The sequence below is a fragment of the Nanhaiella sioensis genome, assembly GCF_046557775.1.
Lineage (GTDB): Bacteria > Bacillota > Bacilli > Bacillales > SM2101 > Nanhaiella > Nanhaiella sioensis.
This window is the reverse complement of record NZ_JBKAEG010000001.1, coordinates 2,327,845-2,341,680: the sequence shown is the minus strand read 5'-3', so window position 1 is coordinate 2,341,680 and position 13,836 is coordinate 2,327,845. Positions and strand designations below refer to the sequence as shown.

General features: G+C 35.5%; 12 protein-coding genes and 1 pseudogene. 3 read left to right on the top strand and 10 right to left on the bottom strand.

Going from position 1 to position 13,836, the window contains the following annotated elements; all coding sequences use genetic code 11:
- Positions 1–318: 318 nt before the first annotated feature.
- The 4 genes from argS to speE all read right to left on the bottom strand — a co-directional run bounded on the left by argS (position 319) and on the right by speE (position 4,611).
- The gene (gene argS / locus V1503_RS11075; RefSeq protein ID WP_410626896.1) at positions 319–1,989 is read right to left on the bottom strand and encodes an arginine--tRNA ligase; all 1,671 of its coding nucleotides are present in this window, start codon (positions 1,987–1,989) and stop codon (positions 319–321) included.
- Positions 1,986–2,432, bottom strand: a complete 447-nt coding sequence (locus V1503_RS11070) for a YwiB family protein (RefSeq protein ID WP_410626894.1) — start codon at positions 2,430–2,432, stop codon at positions 1,986–1,988. Before V1503_RS11070 ends, argS begins: the two co-directional genes overlap by 4 nt.
- A 436-nt stretch (positions 2,433–2,868) precedes the next feature.
- Positions 2,869–3,744: an agmatinase gene (speB, locus tag V1503_RS11065; protein WP_214480909.1), complete on the bottom strand. Its 876-nt coding sequence runs from the start codon at positions 3,742–3,744 to the stop codon at positions 2,869–2,871.
- 39 nt (positions 3,745–3,783) lie between these two features.
- Positions 3,784–4,611, bottom strand: a complete 828-nt coding sequence (speE, locus tag V1503_RS11060; RefSeq protein WP_410626892.1) for a polyamine aminopropyltransferase — start codon at positions 4,609–4,611, stop codon at positions 3,784–3,786.
- Between the two features lie 289 nt (positions 4,612–4,900).
- On the opposite strand from speE, the gene V1503_RS11055 reads away from it, so the two are divergent.
- A complete protein-coding gene (locus V1503_RS11055) occupies positions 4,901–6,967 on the top strand; it encodes a transglycosylase domain-containing protein (protein WP_410626890.1) in 2,067 nt (688 codons plus the stop codon).
- Between the two features lie 376 nt (positions 6,968–7,343).
- On the opposite strand, the gene V1503_RS11050 is transcribed toward V1503_RS11055, so the two are convergent.
- Together V1503_RS11050 and V1503_RS11045 are read right to left on the bottom strand one after the other, a co-directional pair.
- Complete coding sequence (locus V1503_RS11050; RefSeq protein ID WP_214480912.1) at positions 7,344–7,859, bottom strand: YwhD family protein; 516 nt, start codon at positions 7,857–7,859, stop codon at positions 7,344–7,346.
- A 78-nt stretch (positions 7,860–7,937) separates the two neighbouring features.
- Positions 7,938–8,603, bottom strand: coding sequence for a site-2 protease family protein (locus V1503_RS11045; protein ID WP_214480913.1), 666 nt, complete (start codon positions 8,601–8,603; stop codon positions 7,938–7,940).
- Between the two features lie 344 nt (positions 8,604–8,947).
- On the opposite strand from V1503_RS11045, the pseudogene thmT reads away from it, so the two are divergent.
- Positions 8,948–9,175 (top strand): annotated as a pseudogene (gene thmT, locus V1503_RS11040) (2-hydroxymuconate tautomerase); the annotation flags it as partial.
- A gap of 115 nt (positions 9,176–9,290) precedes the next feature.
- Here the strand turns inward: thmT and V1503_RS11035 are convergent.
- The 3 genes from V1503_RS11035 to V1503_RS11025 form a co-directional block, all read right to left on the bottom strand.
- Positions 9,291–9,797, bottom strand: coding sequence for a YwgA family protein (locus V1503_RS11035; protein WP_214480915.1), 507 nt, complete (start codon positions 9,795–9,797; stop codon positions 9,291–9,293).
- A gap of 119 nt (positions 9,798–9,916) precedes the next feature.
- Positions 9,917–11,230, bottom strand: a complete 1,314-nt coding sequence (locus V1503_RS11030) for an HD domain-containing protein (protein ID WP_410626888.1) — start codon at positions 11,228–11,230, stop codon at positions 9,917–9,919.
- Positions 11,231–11,396: 166 nt separating this feature from the next.
- A complete protein-coding gene (locus V1503_RS11025; RefSeq protein WP_214480917.1) occupies positions 11,397–11,624 on the bottom strand; it encodes a YuzB family protein in 228 nt (75 codons plus the stop codon).
- A gap of 427 nt (positions 11,625–12,051) precedes the next feature.
- On the opposite strand from V1503_RS11025, the gene V1503_RS11020 reads away from it, so the two are divergent.
- On the top strand, positions 12,052–12,687 hold the full coding sequence (locus tag V1503_RS11020; RefSeq protein ID WP_214480918.1) for an RsfA family transcriptional regulator: 636 nt from the start codon (positions 12,052–12,054) through the stop codon (positions 12,685–12,687).
- Between the two features lie 300 nt (positions 12,688–12,987).
- Here V1503_RS11020 and lipL read toward each other — a convergent pair whose 3' ends face one another.
- On the bottom strand, positions 12,988–13,830 hold the full coding sequence (gene lipL, locus V1503_RS11015; protein ID WP_410626884.1) for an octanoyl-[GcvH]:protein N-octanoyltransferase: 843 nt from the start codon (positions 13,828–13,830) through the stop codon (positions 12,988–12,990).
- Between the last annotated feature and the right edge of the window lie 6 nt (positions 13,831–13,836).

Sequence of the window (13,836 nt, the reverse complement as noted above, 5' to 3'; positions counted from 1 at the left end):
AAAGAAAAGCGAAGCCGACTTGAACTGCCTCGACAAACGCTGGAAGCATTCACGAGAAGTCGCTTTTTGACTCCATGTGAAATGATGAAGCGACTCAAGGGGATAGGTGATGGAGTTGGACAAAAAGAACAGCGGAAGCTCCTTGATCATTCTCTATAAGCGTTAAATCGCTTTTTATTTCATGTGAAATAGCAAAGTACGAATCCATAGACAACCCAGCAGAAAGACGTTGAATCCTAAACAAACGAAAGGATAGTATTTTTTCTATCCTTTCGTTAATATAATATACTATAAAAATCGTTGACCACTTGCGATAAACTACATTTGTTCAGGTGCTGAAACTCCTACTATAGATAGTGCACTCCGTAAAGTTATTTGCACTGCTTTCATAAGCGCAAGGCGAGCTTTACTTTGTTCTTTATTTTCTATGTTTATCACTTTTTCAGCATTATAAAAACTATGCAGTGCTGTAGAGAGATCATAAATATAATTTGTTATACGATGTGGAATGCGCTTTTGTGCTGCTTCACTTACAGCTATCGGATATTCCCCTAACTTTTTGAGAAGGTCAATTTCCTTTTCAGATGTAATGTGTTGTAAAGCAATTTCTTCATCAATTAATAAGCCTTGCTCCTCACCTTGACGTAGCATACTACAAATCCGTGCATGAGCATATTGGGCATAGTATACGGGATTTTCATTAGACTTTGATACCGCTAAATCAAGATCAAAATCAAGGTGTGAATCTGGACTGCGCATCGCAAAGAAATAACGAACTGCGTCAAGACCAACCTCATCAATGAGCTCTCGCATTGTAACAGCTTTACCAGTACGTTTACTCATTTTGACCTTTTCCCCATTTTTAAATAAGTTAACCATTTGTATGATTTCTACTTCAAGTGTATCTTTTTCATACCCTAGTGCTTGTATAGCTGCTTTCATTCTTGGAATATAACCGTGGTGATCTGCTCCCCAAATATTAATCAGCTTTTCAAAGCCACGATCCAACTTATCTTGATGGTAAGCAATATCTGGAGTTAGATACGTATATGACCCATCATTTTTGATTAACACGCGATCCTTGTCATCACCAAAAGTTGTGGAGCGGAACCATGTTGCACCATCCTCTTCGTATACATGTCCATTTTCACGCAATGCATTAAGTGCTGTATCAATTTTACCGTTTTCATATAATGAAGTTTCTGAGAACCATTTGTCAAAGGAAACTCTAAACGCTTCAAGATCCTTCTGCAGTTTACTAAGCTCAAACTGTAAACCATACTCACGAAAATATGTAAATCGTTCATTTTCATCCATATGAACAAATTTATCACCATGTTGCTCTGCAAGCTCTTTTCCAATTCCAATAATATCTTCCCCATGATAACCGTCTTCTGGCATGTCTTGCTGCATCCCAAGTGCCTGCATGTACCGTGCCTCTACAGAGTAAGCTAAATTATTGATTTGATTGCCAGCATCATTTATATAATATTCTCTACTAACATCATATCCTGCCTTTGCCAAAACATTAGATAATGTATCACCTACCGCTGCGCCGCGTGCATGACCTAAATGAAGATCGCCTGTTGGATTCGCTGATACGAACTCTACTTGAATGGTTTCTTTTCGACCAACATTTGTCTCTCCATATGAATCACCAGCCTTTAATATCGTTGGGATTAACTCGGTTAAATAGCTGTTGTTCATGTGAAAATTAATAAATCCTGGGCCAGCTATGTCAATTTTTTCAATAGATGCCTTTGATTTATCAAAATTATTCACCAGTTCTTCCGCAATCATTCGAGGAGCTTTTTTAGCAATTCTAGCAAGCTGCATTGCCATATTTGTAGAATAATCACCGTGTACCTTCTCTTTAGGTATTTCTAGAATAACCTCTGGAAGTTGCTCTCTTGTAGCTAACCCTGCCTTAACGACAGCTTCAGATATTTCATCCTTCAATCGATCCTTTATTTGCTCAACAATGTTCATATTTGTTCCTCCCTAAATTGTATCGTTACATTGTACCGTCCAGCTAATTCTCCTTGTATTCGTAACAAATATGTTAACAACAAGTATCCACTTTTCTTATCTTCAGTCCACTCGTACTTTATTTGTTCAGTTGTCGTAACCATTTCTAATAAGCCGATTTCATTTCGATACTTTCCGTATGTTTCCTTATGTTGCTGAAAATACTGCTTCATTGATACGGCACCTTTACGCATAATCAGCACATCACCATGTTCATTTATTTTAACAATCGTTTTGATTTCATGTGGTGCTTCACTTTCATTAAAAGACAAATATGTAGTTTTTCCTTTTATGTAGTATAAACCATTTGTCGTAAAAGCAACACGATCGCTTTTTGAGCCATCTTTTATTTCAGAAACAAAATTAACTTTAATTGGAATACCTTTTCCATCTGATTGAACCAAAATATACACTTCCTCAAACGTACGTTATTGACTTAAATAGTATAATGATTCTTAAAAAAAAGTTCAAATACATTTGCTAGTTTTCACTCGGATTTGCTGTTTCTATCCGATTGTTCAATAACCATTATCAACTTTTCCAGCTAATCTTAATGTTATCATTTCAAATTAGTAGTAATACCAGGTAATTGACTTACTAAAATATCCCTGATGCTTTTATTAGCCGAATTATACCCCTTACTGTTCAAATTGAGTCGTTTATTGTCCGAATTCAGTTCTTTACTGTCCAAAATAAAGACTTTACTGTCCGAACTCATTTCGCTATTAAAGAAAAAACTGAACTTTTTTAACAAATAGTTCAGTCTTTCACACAAATTTTGAATGGATTTAAATTCAATAACATCAAAGCGCAGGATACGTAATTACTGTCTTTGAAACATTACTTCTTTACCCAACCGAGTAAAATTTCACGCACGAATTTACTAGCAGCAATTTGTGTTTGTTCAGTTGGATCATACGCAGGTGCTACCTCTACTAGATCAGCACCTATAATATTTAGCTTAGAATTAGAAATAAGTGTAATGGCATCCAATAACTCTTTTGAAGTAATTCCTCCCGCTTCAGCAGTACCTGTTCCAGGAGCATGGGCAGGGTCTAAGACGTCAATATCTATCGTTACATATACATTCCGACCAGCAAGTTTAGGTAATACTTCTTTCAAAGGCTCAACCACATCAAATTTAGCCATATACATGCCTGAATCCTTTGCAAATTGGAATTCTTCCTTCATTCCTGAACGAATGCCGAAAGAATACACATTTTCTGCCCCAATCAGTTCACATGCTTTTCGAATTGGAGTTGAATGTGATAAAGGCTCACCTTCATATTCTTCTCGTAAATCAGCATGTGCATCTATATGAATAATTGCCATATCCTGATATTTGTTGTACATCGCTTTAAAAACCGGCCACGAAACAAGATGCTCGCCACCTAACCCAAGTGGAAACTTATTAGCTTGTAGTACTTTCGTTACAAATTCTTCAATCATTTCTAGACTTCTCGCGGGATTTCCGAATGGAAGTGGAATGTCTCCAGCATCGTAATATTTCACTTCATCTAAATGCCTATCTACATACGGACTATACTCCTCTAGCCCAAGTGACACTTCACGAATACGAGCAGGACCAAATCTTGATCCTGGTCGGAAGCTAACTGTCCAGTCCATTGGCATTCCATAGATCACAGCATCACTTTCTTCGACTAGTGGATGGCTGTTAATAAAAACATTTCCTGAATAAGCTTCATCAAAACGCATTTTGCTTCCCCCATTCTAAAGATACTTCATTATTGTAAACTACTTCGTTAAGTCACTAACAAATTTCGGAAGGACAAAAGCTGCTTTATGAAGCTCTTGCGTATAATATTTCGTATCAATATCATGAAATCTACCATCTTCTACTTGAAGTGGATCATATTTCTTTGAACCTAATGTAAATGTCCATAGACCGCTTGGATATGTCGGTATATTTGCAGTATATAGACGAGTTAGTGGGAAAATTTCTTTCACATCTTTTTGTACAGTTGCAATTAATTCTGGCTTAAACCATGGATTATCTGTCTGAGCAACAAAGATCCCATCCTCTTTTAAGGCTTTTGAAATTCCTGCATAAAAACCCTTTGAAAATAGATTGACTGCAGGTCCAACTGGTTCAGTTGAGTCTACCATAATAACATCATACTCATTTTCACTTTCGGCAATATGCATGAAGCCATCACCGACTATGACTTCTACTCGTGGATTGTCAAAGTGGCTCGCAATGCTCGGTAAGTATTTCTTTGAATACTCAATAACTTTACCATCTATTTCCACTAAAGTGACTTTTTTTACACTTGGGTGCTTAAGAACTTCACGGATTACCCCACCATCTCCACCGCCTACAACTAGTACATTTTCTGGATTAGGGTGAGAAAATAACGGTACATGGGCAACCATTTCATGATAAACAAATTCGTCCTTTTCAGTTGTCATAACCATGCCATCAAGAACGAGCATATTTCCAAATTGTTCAGTTTCGATCATATCTAATTTTTGAAAGTCAGTTTGCTCTGTATGTAAAGTACGCTTAATTTTCGCTGTTATTCCATAACTCTCAGTTTGTTTTTCTGTAAACCATAGTTCCATTTATTCCTCTTCCTTTCTATCTTTAAGCTTCTATTAGTTTTCCCAAACATGATCAGGAAATGTAAATAAGAAAAGCACAACGCGCAATTCCACCGTTGCTCACACCTTGCGAGTAACGGTGGAATGTTGTCATTCAAATCTTATAAGGTACTTGATACCGTCAGCAAGATATTAGCTAAAAAAAGTATAGATGAATCTAGCAAAATTGCAAGCAAATTTTTTAGCAAGGTATAAAAAAGAAAAATCCACCCCATACTGTTCTTGTGATAGAAAGATGAGGTGATTGGTATTGGAAATCATCACAAATCAACGATTTAAAAAAGCACTTAAATATTTTAGAGCTCTTATTTTTGTTACTCTTATACTACTAATCTTCATGTCGGTAACTTTAATTTCTCTTTTTACGTATGCAACCGTTAAAGGTGCCCCACCGTTAACTGTACTGCAATCTACAATTTACTATGCAAATGACGATGTCATCATCGGAGAAAGCCATAGCAAAGAAAAGCGATACTGGATTTCACTTGATCATATTTCTTCTTCTTTAATCGCAGCAACGATTGCGATAGAAGATCAAAGTTTTTTTTCACACCCTGGATTTGATTTTAAGCGAATTGCAGGTGCTGCGTTAGCAGATATAAAAGCCTTAGCAAAGGTTCAGGGAGCAAGTACAATTACACAACAATATGCGAGAAACTTATTTTTAGAGCATGATAAAACTTGGAAAAGAAAATTCGATGAAGCACTTTATACCATACGTTTAGAAATGAACTATAGCAAAAATGACATTTTAGAAGGTTATTTAAATACGATATATTATGGGCATGGGACTTATGGAATTGAAGCAGCTGCTCAATACTATTTTGGAAAGTCAGCTAACGATTTAATGTTAAGTGAAGCAAGTATGTTAGCGGGGGTTCCAAAAGGACCCTCACATTATTCACCACTTATTAACGAAGAAAAAGCAAAAGATCGGCAATGGACGATATTAAATGCTATGGTTAATAACAACTACATTACAGAAAATGAAGCAAGCAAAGCCTATGAGCAAGAATTACAATATGTCGAACAGCAAAAGGTTAAGCATGAAGAAGTAGGGCTCTATTTCCAGGACATTGTGAAGAATGAATTAGTGAACAAACTAAACATTGATGAACGGATTATTGAAATGGGCGGACTTCACGTGTATACAACACTTGATATAGAGCTACAAAAGTTAGCTGAAGAATCAATTTCTAACACTATTAATCCTTCATCTGATATACAAGTCAGTTTCGTAGCTTTGGATCAATATACCGGTGAAGTAAAAGCATTGGTTGGAGGAAGAGATTATGATGAAAGTCCCTTTAATCGGGCTGTTCAAGCTGAAAGGCAGCCAGGGTCAACTTTTAAACCTTTTTTATATTATGCTGCATTAGAAAAAGGTTTTACTGCCTCAACAAAGTTACGAAGTGAACAAACAACCTTTATCTTTGATGAAGGTAGAGCGACTTACACACCTCATAATTATAATAATTATTACGCAGATGATACGATTACATTAGCACAAGCAATGGCTTTGTCCGATAATGTATATGCAGTAAAAACTAATTTATATTTAGGGAATAACATTCTTGTAGAAACTGCTAAGAAATTGGGGATTACAAGTAAACTAGACAATGTACCGTCACTAGCTCTCGGTACTTCTCCTGTCAGGATGATTGACATGGTACAAGCGTATGCTACTATTGCTAACAATGGAAAACAGATACACCCTACGTACATCACAAAGGTTATTGATCATCATGGTAATATTATTTTTGAAGAGGCTCCATCACCTGAACAAGTTCTTGATCCGGACCTAGCATTTGTTACGACGCAGTTAATGAAAGGAATGTTTGATGAGAAATTAAACGATTACACGAACGTAACAGGTAGCATTATTCAAAATGATTTAACTAGGCTATATGCTGGCAAATCCGGCACTACAAAGACGGATAGCTGGATGATTGGTTATTCACCACAAATAGTAACTGGCATATGGACAGGATATGACAGAGATTACACTATTGATAAAGTAGATGAAAGAGCTTATTCAAAACGTATATGGGCTAATTTCATGGAACAATCATTAACAAAAGAACCTGTGCTCACTTTTCGAAACTCAACCGGAAATCTTAAAAAAGTGTACATTAACCCGGACAATGGAAAATTAGCCACAAATGATTGTCCTATTACCTTACAAATGTATTATGTTAAAGGGACTGAGCCAGAGGAATATTGTGATGAACACTCACAAAAGCCGCCACTTGATAAAAAACAAGCACCTATTGAGGATAAAGGTTGGTTTAAACGGTTTATTGACTGGTTTAATTAGGCTGTTTTCGCTTTAATTGTTGTTTTTTCATATTAGAAAAAATTAACACATAAATTGCTAGAGTTTGGTTTCAATGATATTACATTAAACGAGCATAGCATGACATTAGATAAGTAAAAAACCCTTAACTAATCATACATAGTTAAGGGTTTTTGTCCTAGTTTTTACATGTGAATAACATTAAAACTAAGTTTACTCCGATTCGTTTAAAACATCAAGATTAATCATTGTAAAATTTGGCGCTTATTAATCAAGATGAGAAGATGTGGTAAGTAAGTTACAACAGAAAAAAGAAACCACAAACTCTTGAAGCATGTGTTACTTCTTAATACGAAAACAATTATAAATTAAGATGACTCGATAGAATATAATAGCACTATGATGATTGTAGATCTTTCTTTAGCTGCTCACCAGATCTATTCCACATATCAATATTATGCTCTTGTAAAAATTCTGCTAGCACTTGCTTTGAAGATACATCCATATGTTCAACGATAATCTGGCGCTTAAGCGATCTATCCATATTATTTACATGTTCAGGAAGCGATTTATAACCACGACGTATGTCACGATCAACAGTCATTTCACAAGCAGTTACACCTGTATAAAACGGTCCTTCCTGATTCTGTTCTATCGTAACCCAAACGAGCCAATATGATTTTCCATTAGGTACTTCATCTCTGTTTGGTAGAAATTTTATCCCTCTTTCTACATCACTACGCGCATGCATTGCACCGATATCAACAACAGCAGATTTTTCTTCTACATCAATAATAACAGGTGATATATTATCTAAGCTTAAAACACCTACTCCAAACCCACCATGGCCATCTGTCGAATCACTTTTTTTTATAATTGTAAACCCAACTTTTTTCTTGTTATCTTTTTCCATACCATATCTTCCTCCTTTGCGAAACTGCTATATTGAAGTTACTTCACTACACTGTAGTAACATGCCTTACAAAATACACTAAAATATAATATTCATTATGGTTGCTAGTATGTTATTAACAAAAGGAATAAACGTATTAAAAATCGGTTGAATTGTATATCTGTCTAAAGGTGTTATGACTAATATTAAAAAAATGAGAGCTCCATAGTTTTCATACTGTGTCAATTTTGCCCGAATATCAGGTGGTGATAAGTCTTCAATGACGCGATACCCATCAAGTGGTGGAAATGGTAACAAGTTAAATACGAATAGAAGAACATTTAAATTTATTAGTATAATAAAAAACGAATATAAGCTGTCACCAAACCCTATTGGTAAAAGGCCAATGATACCAAAATGAACCATAGCATTCAAAATGAATAGCCCAACAAAAGCAATTACCAAATTACTTAAAGGTCCAGCTATTGATACTAAGACACCAGCCAAACGAGGATTTTTAAAGAAGTAACGATTAACGGGTACTGGTTTAGCCCAGCCAAAACCTGCAATAAATATTAATAAAGTTCCTATTGGATCCAAATGTGAAAGTGGTGAAAGTGTAAGTCTACCTTGATTTTTTGCTGTCATGTCACCAAATTTATATGCGACATAAGCATGAGCAAATTCGTGTAAGGTAAATGCTATTACTAAAGCAATCACTACATATGGGATTTGTTCAATAGGAAATGCTAAAAAATTGCTCACTATGTTTCTCCTTTTTGTTCACTTTTTATATATGCAATAATAGTATACACAATTGACTATGAAAATTCGAATTGTTAAATTAAACGTGGTAGAATTAAAACGAAAAGCGGAGATAATACATAAGTGTATTTTGTACATAGAGCGTTAAGCAAAAGTGAACCCAAGGATAGGGCAAAAGAATGTTGAAACGGTCTTAACATTCCATAAACATCGGAGTCCTCATGCATGGAGTGCTTTGCTTCCGGTAAAGTGGTTTGAGCTCTGTAGCTAAACTTTGAAAAGCCCGTCCATATAGCTAGCGTCCATACTATGAATATAGCTCCTCCGCAAAGCTTACACATGCTAATTTTTATATACCTTACCACTGTAAAAAGGAGAGACATCAAATGCCATATATTACTGTCAAAATGCTTGAGGGACGTTCAGAAGAACAGAAGAAACAGCTTGTTGAAAAGGTAACTGCTGCTGTTTCTGAAACAACAGGTGCACCTGCTGAAAAAATTGTAGTATTTATAGATGAGATGACTAAAAGTCATTATGCTATTGGTGGAAAACGTTTAAGTGATGAATAAAAGGTAGACATTAAAGGGATGAGTGATTAGCTCATTCCTTTAAGCTCTATGTAAACTCTGTTACTACTATTTTTAATAGCAAAAGTGCCATGTAACAAGCAATGCGAAAACAGCCTTAGCTTGTTACTGACTTTCTTAAGACGTCAATATATGTTATAGCTTCTTCAAATTCTTCCTCTGAATAGTTTTGCTTACTTTTTATCGTGAATACCTTTTCCTTCACTTCATCCTTACTTAAATCTTCAAAATAAATAATCGTAGAGACAAGCTCCAAAAATCTAGCATTTTGCTCATTTAAATCACAGATCCAATTTTGCAAAAAAGGCATGTCCAATTCATAGTGATTCAAGAATTGTTCTCCTGATTCAGTTAGTGAATATCGATACTGGGAGTATCCTGCTTTCTTCTCAATTTCTTCATGTATATAACCTAAATTACAAAGCTCTTCAACTCGTAATGTAAGTTCTTCGGAATAAGGTCCGTAAAAATGAAAATTATATTTTTCATAAAATGGATCTTTCATTTTTTTTGCGATAAAAATCATCTTTTGAAGCTTTTTACGTCCGACTATCTCTCCTGCTTCCGAGAATGCTTTCATAACTTTTGCATGTTCTAATAACAATTCCGTTCATCTCCTAACGCCCTTTTAACACACCTTAAAAAAAGAATGGAAAAATGGAAAAATGGCTAAATTTATATAGGATATACTTACGACAATGTTGTCGTCCCTTTTAAATACATCTATGACTTAACCTTCGTATATAGTAATTCTGTTATTTTTTTCTTAATATTTGGATTGGATGAACGATCTTCTAACAAATCCTGAGGGAAATAAAGTTTATGGTCAGTTCTACGCTTTCCAGAAATCGCTTCAACAATTGCTGACTCTCTCGATAGCTCATGGATTTGTTCATTCGCCATTAATAATTGGATAGGTAATCTTTCCTCTTCTTCACCAGGACGGTAAAAATCATAAGGTAAATCTGATGAGGAATCAACTACTAAATAATATTCAGGGTCAATGCCTGCTTCATTAAAAAGCTTTGTTAATTCAATTAATTTAGTCATTTCGTCATTCGATGGATTGAACTCGACATACTTAAATAGATTTCGATTTAAAAAACGTTGACACAAATCACGTAAAATAGCATCTTCTTCCTCTTGCCACGCCTGAAAATAGTACAAGATCACACCTTCGTCTAATTTCAAATAGTCAGCAAGCGCAAGTTTATTCTCGAACAATGAGTAAAAATGTACAGGTGGGCTTTTAAATGAGTAGTTTTCTTTGTATAAGTGCATAGCTCGATGCAATATCTTTGTTAAAATAACTTCAGCACTGCGAGTAACCGGATGAAAATATACTTGCCAATACATTTGATAACGACTCATAATATAATCTTCTACAGCATGCATGCCACTTTGTTTTATTACTACTTGATCTTCACGAGGTCGCATCACACGAAGTATTCGTTCCATATCAAAGTGTCCATAACTAACGCCCGTATAATAAGCATCTCGCTGTAGATAATCCATACGATCTGCATCTATTTGACTTGAGATTAAACCGACTACTAACTTATTTTCGTATGTTTTTGCTATCACTTCAGCGACCTGTTTTGGGAAATGTTGGCCAACCTTTCGCAAAACACGGTTCACCTCTGTATCCTCACGAATAATTAATTGAGTAAAATTTTCATGATCAAGGTGAAAAACCTTTTCAAAAGAATGTGAAAATGGGCCATGACCTAAATCATGTAACAGTGCTGAACACAAGCAGAGTAGCCTCTCTTCACTATTCCATTCTGGCCGGCCGTCAAATACATCATCTATAATTCTACGAATAATTTCATAAACTCCCAGTGAATGACTAAACCGACTATGCTCTGCACCATGAAAGGTTAAATAAGTTGTACCTAACTGTTTAATTCGCCTCAAGCGCTGAAACTCTGCAGTTCCTATTAAATCCCAGATGACTTTATCGCGTACGTGGACATATCGGTGGACAGGGTCTTTAAAAACCTTTTCCTCCGTCAGTTTTTCATTGGCATATGTCATCCAATTCCCTCTTTTCGTTTGACATATTTAATATTATATCTCCTAATCAATGACAAAAAAACTCTTGATTTTATCATTATTTATCTCACTAAAAAAATTTATAAGCACATGGGAATAATCCGTTACAAAAGTAAAAATCACCTTATTCATAAAACAAAGGTGATTTTTACTTTTTCTTCATTTTTTTCTCTACCTTCTCGAGTAACTCATTTTCATCCTTTGCGGAAATAGGACGATTATTTACAAATGCAAATGCTTTTTTTCTCCCAGGTCCACAGTAGGACTGACAGCCTATATCTATGCTTGCATTTGGATCTATTTTCTTTAAACGAGGTAGCAATGTTTTAATATTTGTTGCTTGACAATCGTCACAAATACGAAATTCATTTGCCATACAGTACAGCCCCTTCTAAAACCTTCTTCATGAATAATAATAAAAATATATATTATTTCGTCAATGGCTAAAGGGTATTGTACATTTAATTGATGGGTAATGCAAGTGCTGAGTTTTAATTACACCATTTGCCAGAGATAATATCTTAATCTACTTGGAAAGAATTATATGCACTATCGATAATAAGCTTCGCATTAGCTTTATTGCTTTTTCCGCTTACATTTGAGTAACTGATGTGTAATATATGAATTTTATAGTTTTTATAGGAGGAAAAGTGCCCCGAACGCTTGTTATATTCATCTTTAGCACTAATGACGAAAGCAGCAAACAGCCGAAAGAAACTAAAATAAAAAACAGTAAGTATAAAGCAATTTGAACTTGTCAATGCTATTAATAAAATATTTTATAAAAATTGGGAGTTGAGAGTATGAAAGAAAGACAGGATGCATGGACAGAAGAAGATGATTTATTATTAGCTGAAACAATACTAAGACATGTTCGTGAAGGTAGTACACAGTTAAATGCCTTTGAAGAAGTTGGAGACAAATTAAACCGCACATCGGCAGCATGTGGCTTTCGTTGGAATGCAGTCGTACGTAACAACTATCAGAAAGCGCTAGAGTTAGCAAGAAAGCAACGTAAGCAACGGCAACGCTCTTTAGGAAAACACCAACAGGTTAAAAAGACTCTATTATATAAACCGACTGTTCCTTCTATTAAAGACTTAAATATAAATGCTATAGAAAGTAACAAGGACGTTACACTAGATCAGGTGGTCTCTTTCTTACAATCATTACAACAAAACACTAGTAATATCGATTTTCTACGTAAAGAAAATGAAAGATTACGACAAGAAAATGAAGAAATGTCTAAACAAAATAAAACATTTTCTGAAAACATTTCAAAACTACAGCAAAGTTCTATTTCAATACAAGAAGATTACGATACGCTAATGAAAATCATGAATCGTGCAAGAAAGCTAGTTTTAATTGAGGAAGAACAAAGTCCGGCTACAGCCTTTAAGATGGATAAAAACGGCAACCTTGAAAAAATGGCGAAGTAGGAAGAAAAGCGCAAGGTGCCCGCTTATCGGCGACAAGTAGAAAAGCGCAGCCGACTTGAACTGCCTGGAAAGCGTTGGAACCTTTTCAACAGAAGACGCTTTATGTCTTCTGATGAAAAGGTGAAACGACTCGAGAGGCAAGGAGGCGTAGCTGGACAAAAAGAAAAGCGCATGCGCCTTGATCATCCCCGACAAGCACTGGAAGTATTTCACTTGAAGGCATTTTTTGACTTCAAGTGAAATGCTGACGCGCCTCAAGAGGATATACAATGGAACTAGATATATGAAAAAGCACCTAACCTAGATGTTAAGTGCTTTTTCATTGCGTTCAATGACTCTCTTATAATTGTGTTCAAATAATGCTAATTCATCTGCTGTTAATTGAGAAGAATAGATAGACGTACTCATATTCTTTAGCGTAGTTAACAATGCTAACATCATATCTTGAATTGTGCTTGATTCACCTGTCAATTCGTTTAATGAAGCCATCGTTTCAGGCTTTACGTCAGGGTAAACATATTTAGTTTGGATGCCTTTGATTGATTTGTTATAAAAATCCTTAATCAAATTTGCACGCTCTCCCCCACTACCAGTCACACAAAGATAAATTTGTACCGCTACTCCACCTCTAACCCTTCGTTGAGAAATTCCTGCAAATTTCTTTCCTGCTACACTTAGGTCGTAACTTCCAGGACAATATGAACCGATGATTTCCTTAGCCTCGATCTGTAAATGAAAAGGAGAAAGCATATGCTTTACTAGTTCCACCATGGCATCATAGCCCCTATTTATATCGATCCCTTTTTCTGTATCAGGGAAAATGAGAGATATATTCAAAACTCCTTCATCTAATACAACTGCTAAGCCCCCTGAATTTCTTACAATCACTCGATATCCTTGCGACTGCAAATAACGAACGCCATCAGTTAGGTAAGGGAGCTTTGTATCTTGAATACCCAGCACAATCGTATTGTGATGAACCCATGAACGTGCTGTTGTCACAGCTTCATTTTTCCCTACAGAAGAGCATAACGTATCATCAATAGCAAAGGATTGGAGCGCATCAAAATGTGGACCTACACTAGATTGATCAATGATTCTCCATCTATTTTGCTCTAATAAGCTCTTTGACTGAGTATACATGATATG

Bases quoted from the DNA above. Each gene is read 5' to 3' on its own strand.
- V1503_RS11025 (WP_214480917.1), bottom strand. From the start codon at position 11,624: ATGGCAAATGAATTTCGTATTTGTGACGATTGTCAAGCAACAAATATT.
- V1503_RS11020 (WP_214480918.1), top strand. From the start codon at position 12,052: ATGAAAGAAAGACAGGATGCATGGACAGAAGAAGATGATTTATTATTA.
- speB (WP_214480909.1), bottom strand. From the start codon at position 3,744: ATGCGTTTTGATGAAGCTTATTCAGGAAATGTTTTTATTAACAGCCAT.
- V1503_RS11030 (WP_410626888.1), bottom strand. From the start codon at position 11,230: ATGACATATGCCAATGAAAAACTGACGGAGGAAAAGGTTTTTAAAGAC.
- V1503_RS11050 (WP_214480912.1), bottom strand. From the start codon at position 7,859: ATGGAAAAAGATAACAAGAAAAAAGTTGGGTTTACAATTATAAAAAAA.
- lipL (WP_410626884.1), bottom strand. From the start codon at position 13,830: ATGTATACTCAGTCAAAGAGCTTATTAGAGCAAAATAGATGGAGAATC.
- speE (WP_410626892.1), bottom strand. From the start codon at position 4,611: ATGGAACTATGGTTTACAGAAAAACAAACTGAGAGTTATGGAATAACA.
- argS (WP_410626896.1), bottom strand. From the start codon at position 1,989: ATGAACATTGTTGAGCAAATAAAGGATCGATTGAAGGATGAAATATCT.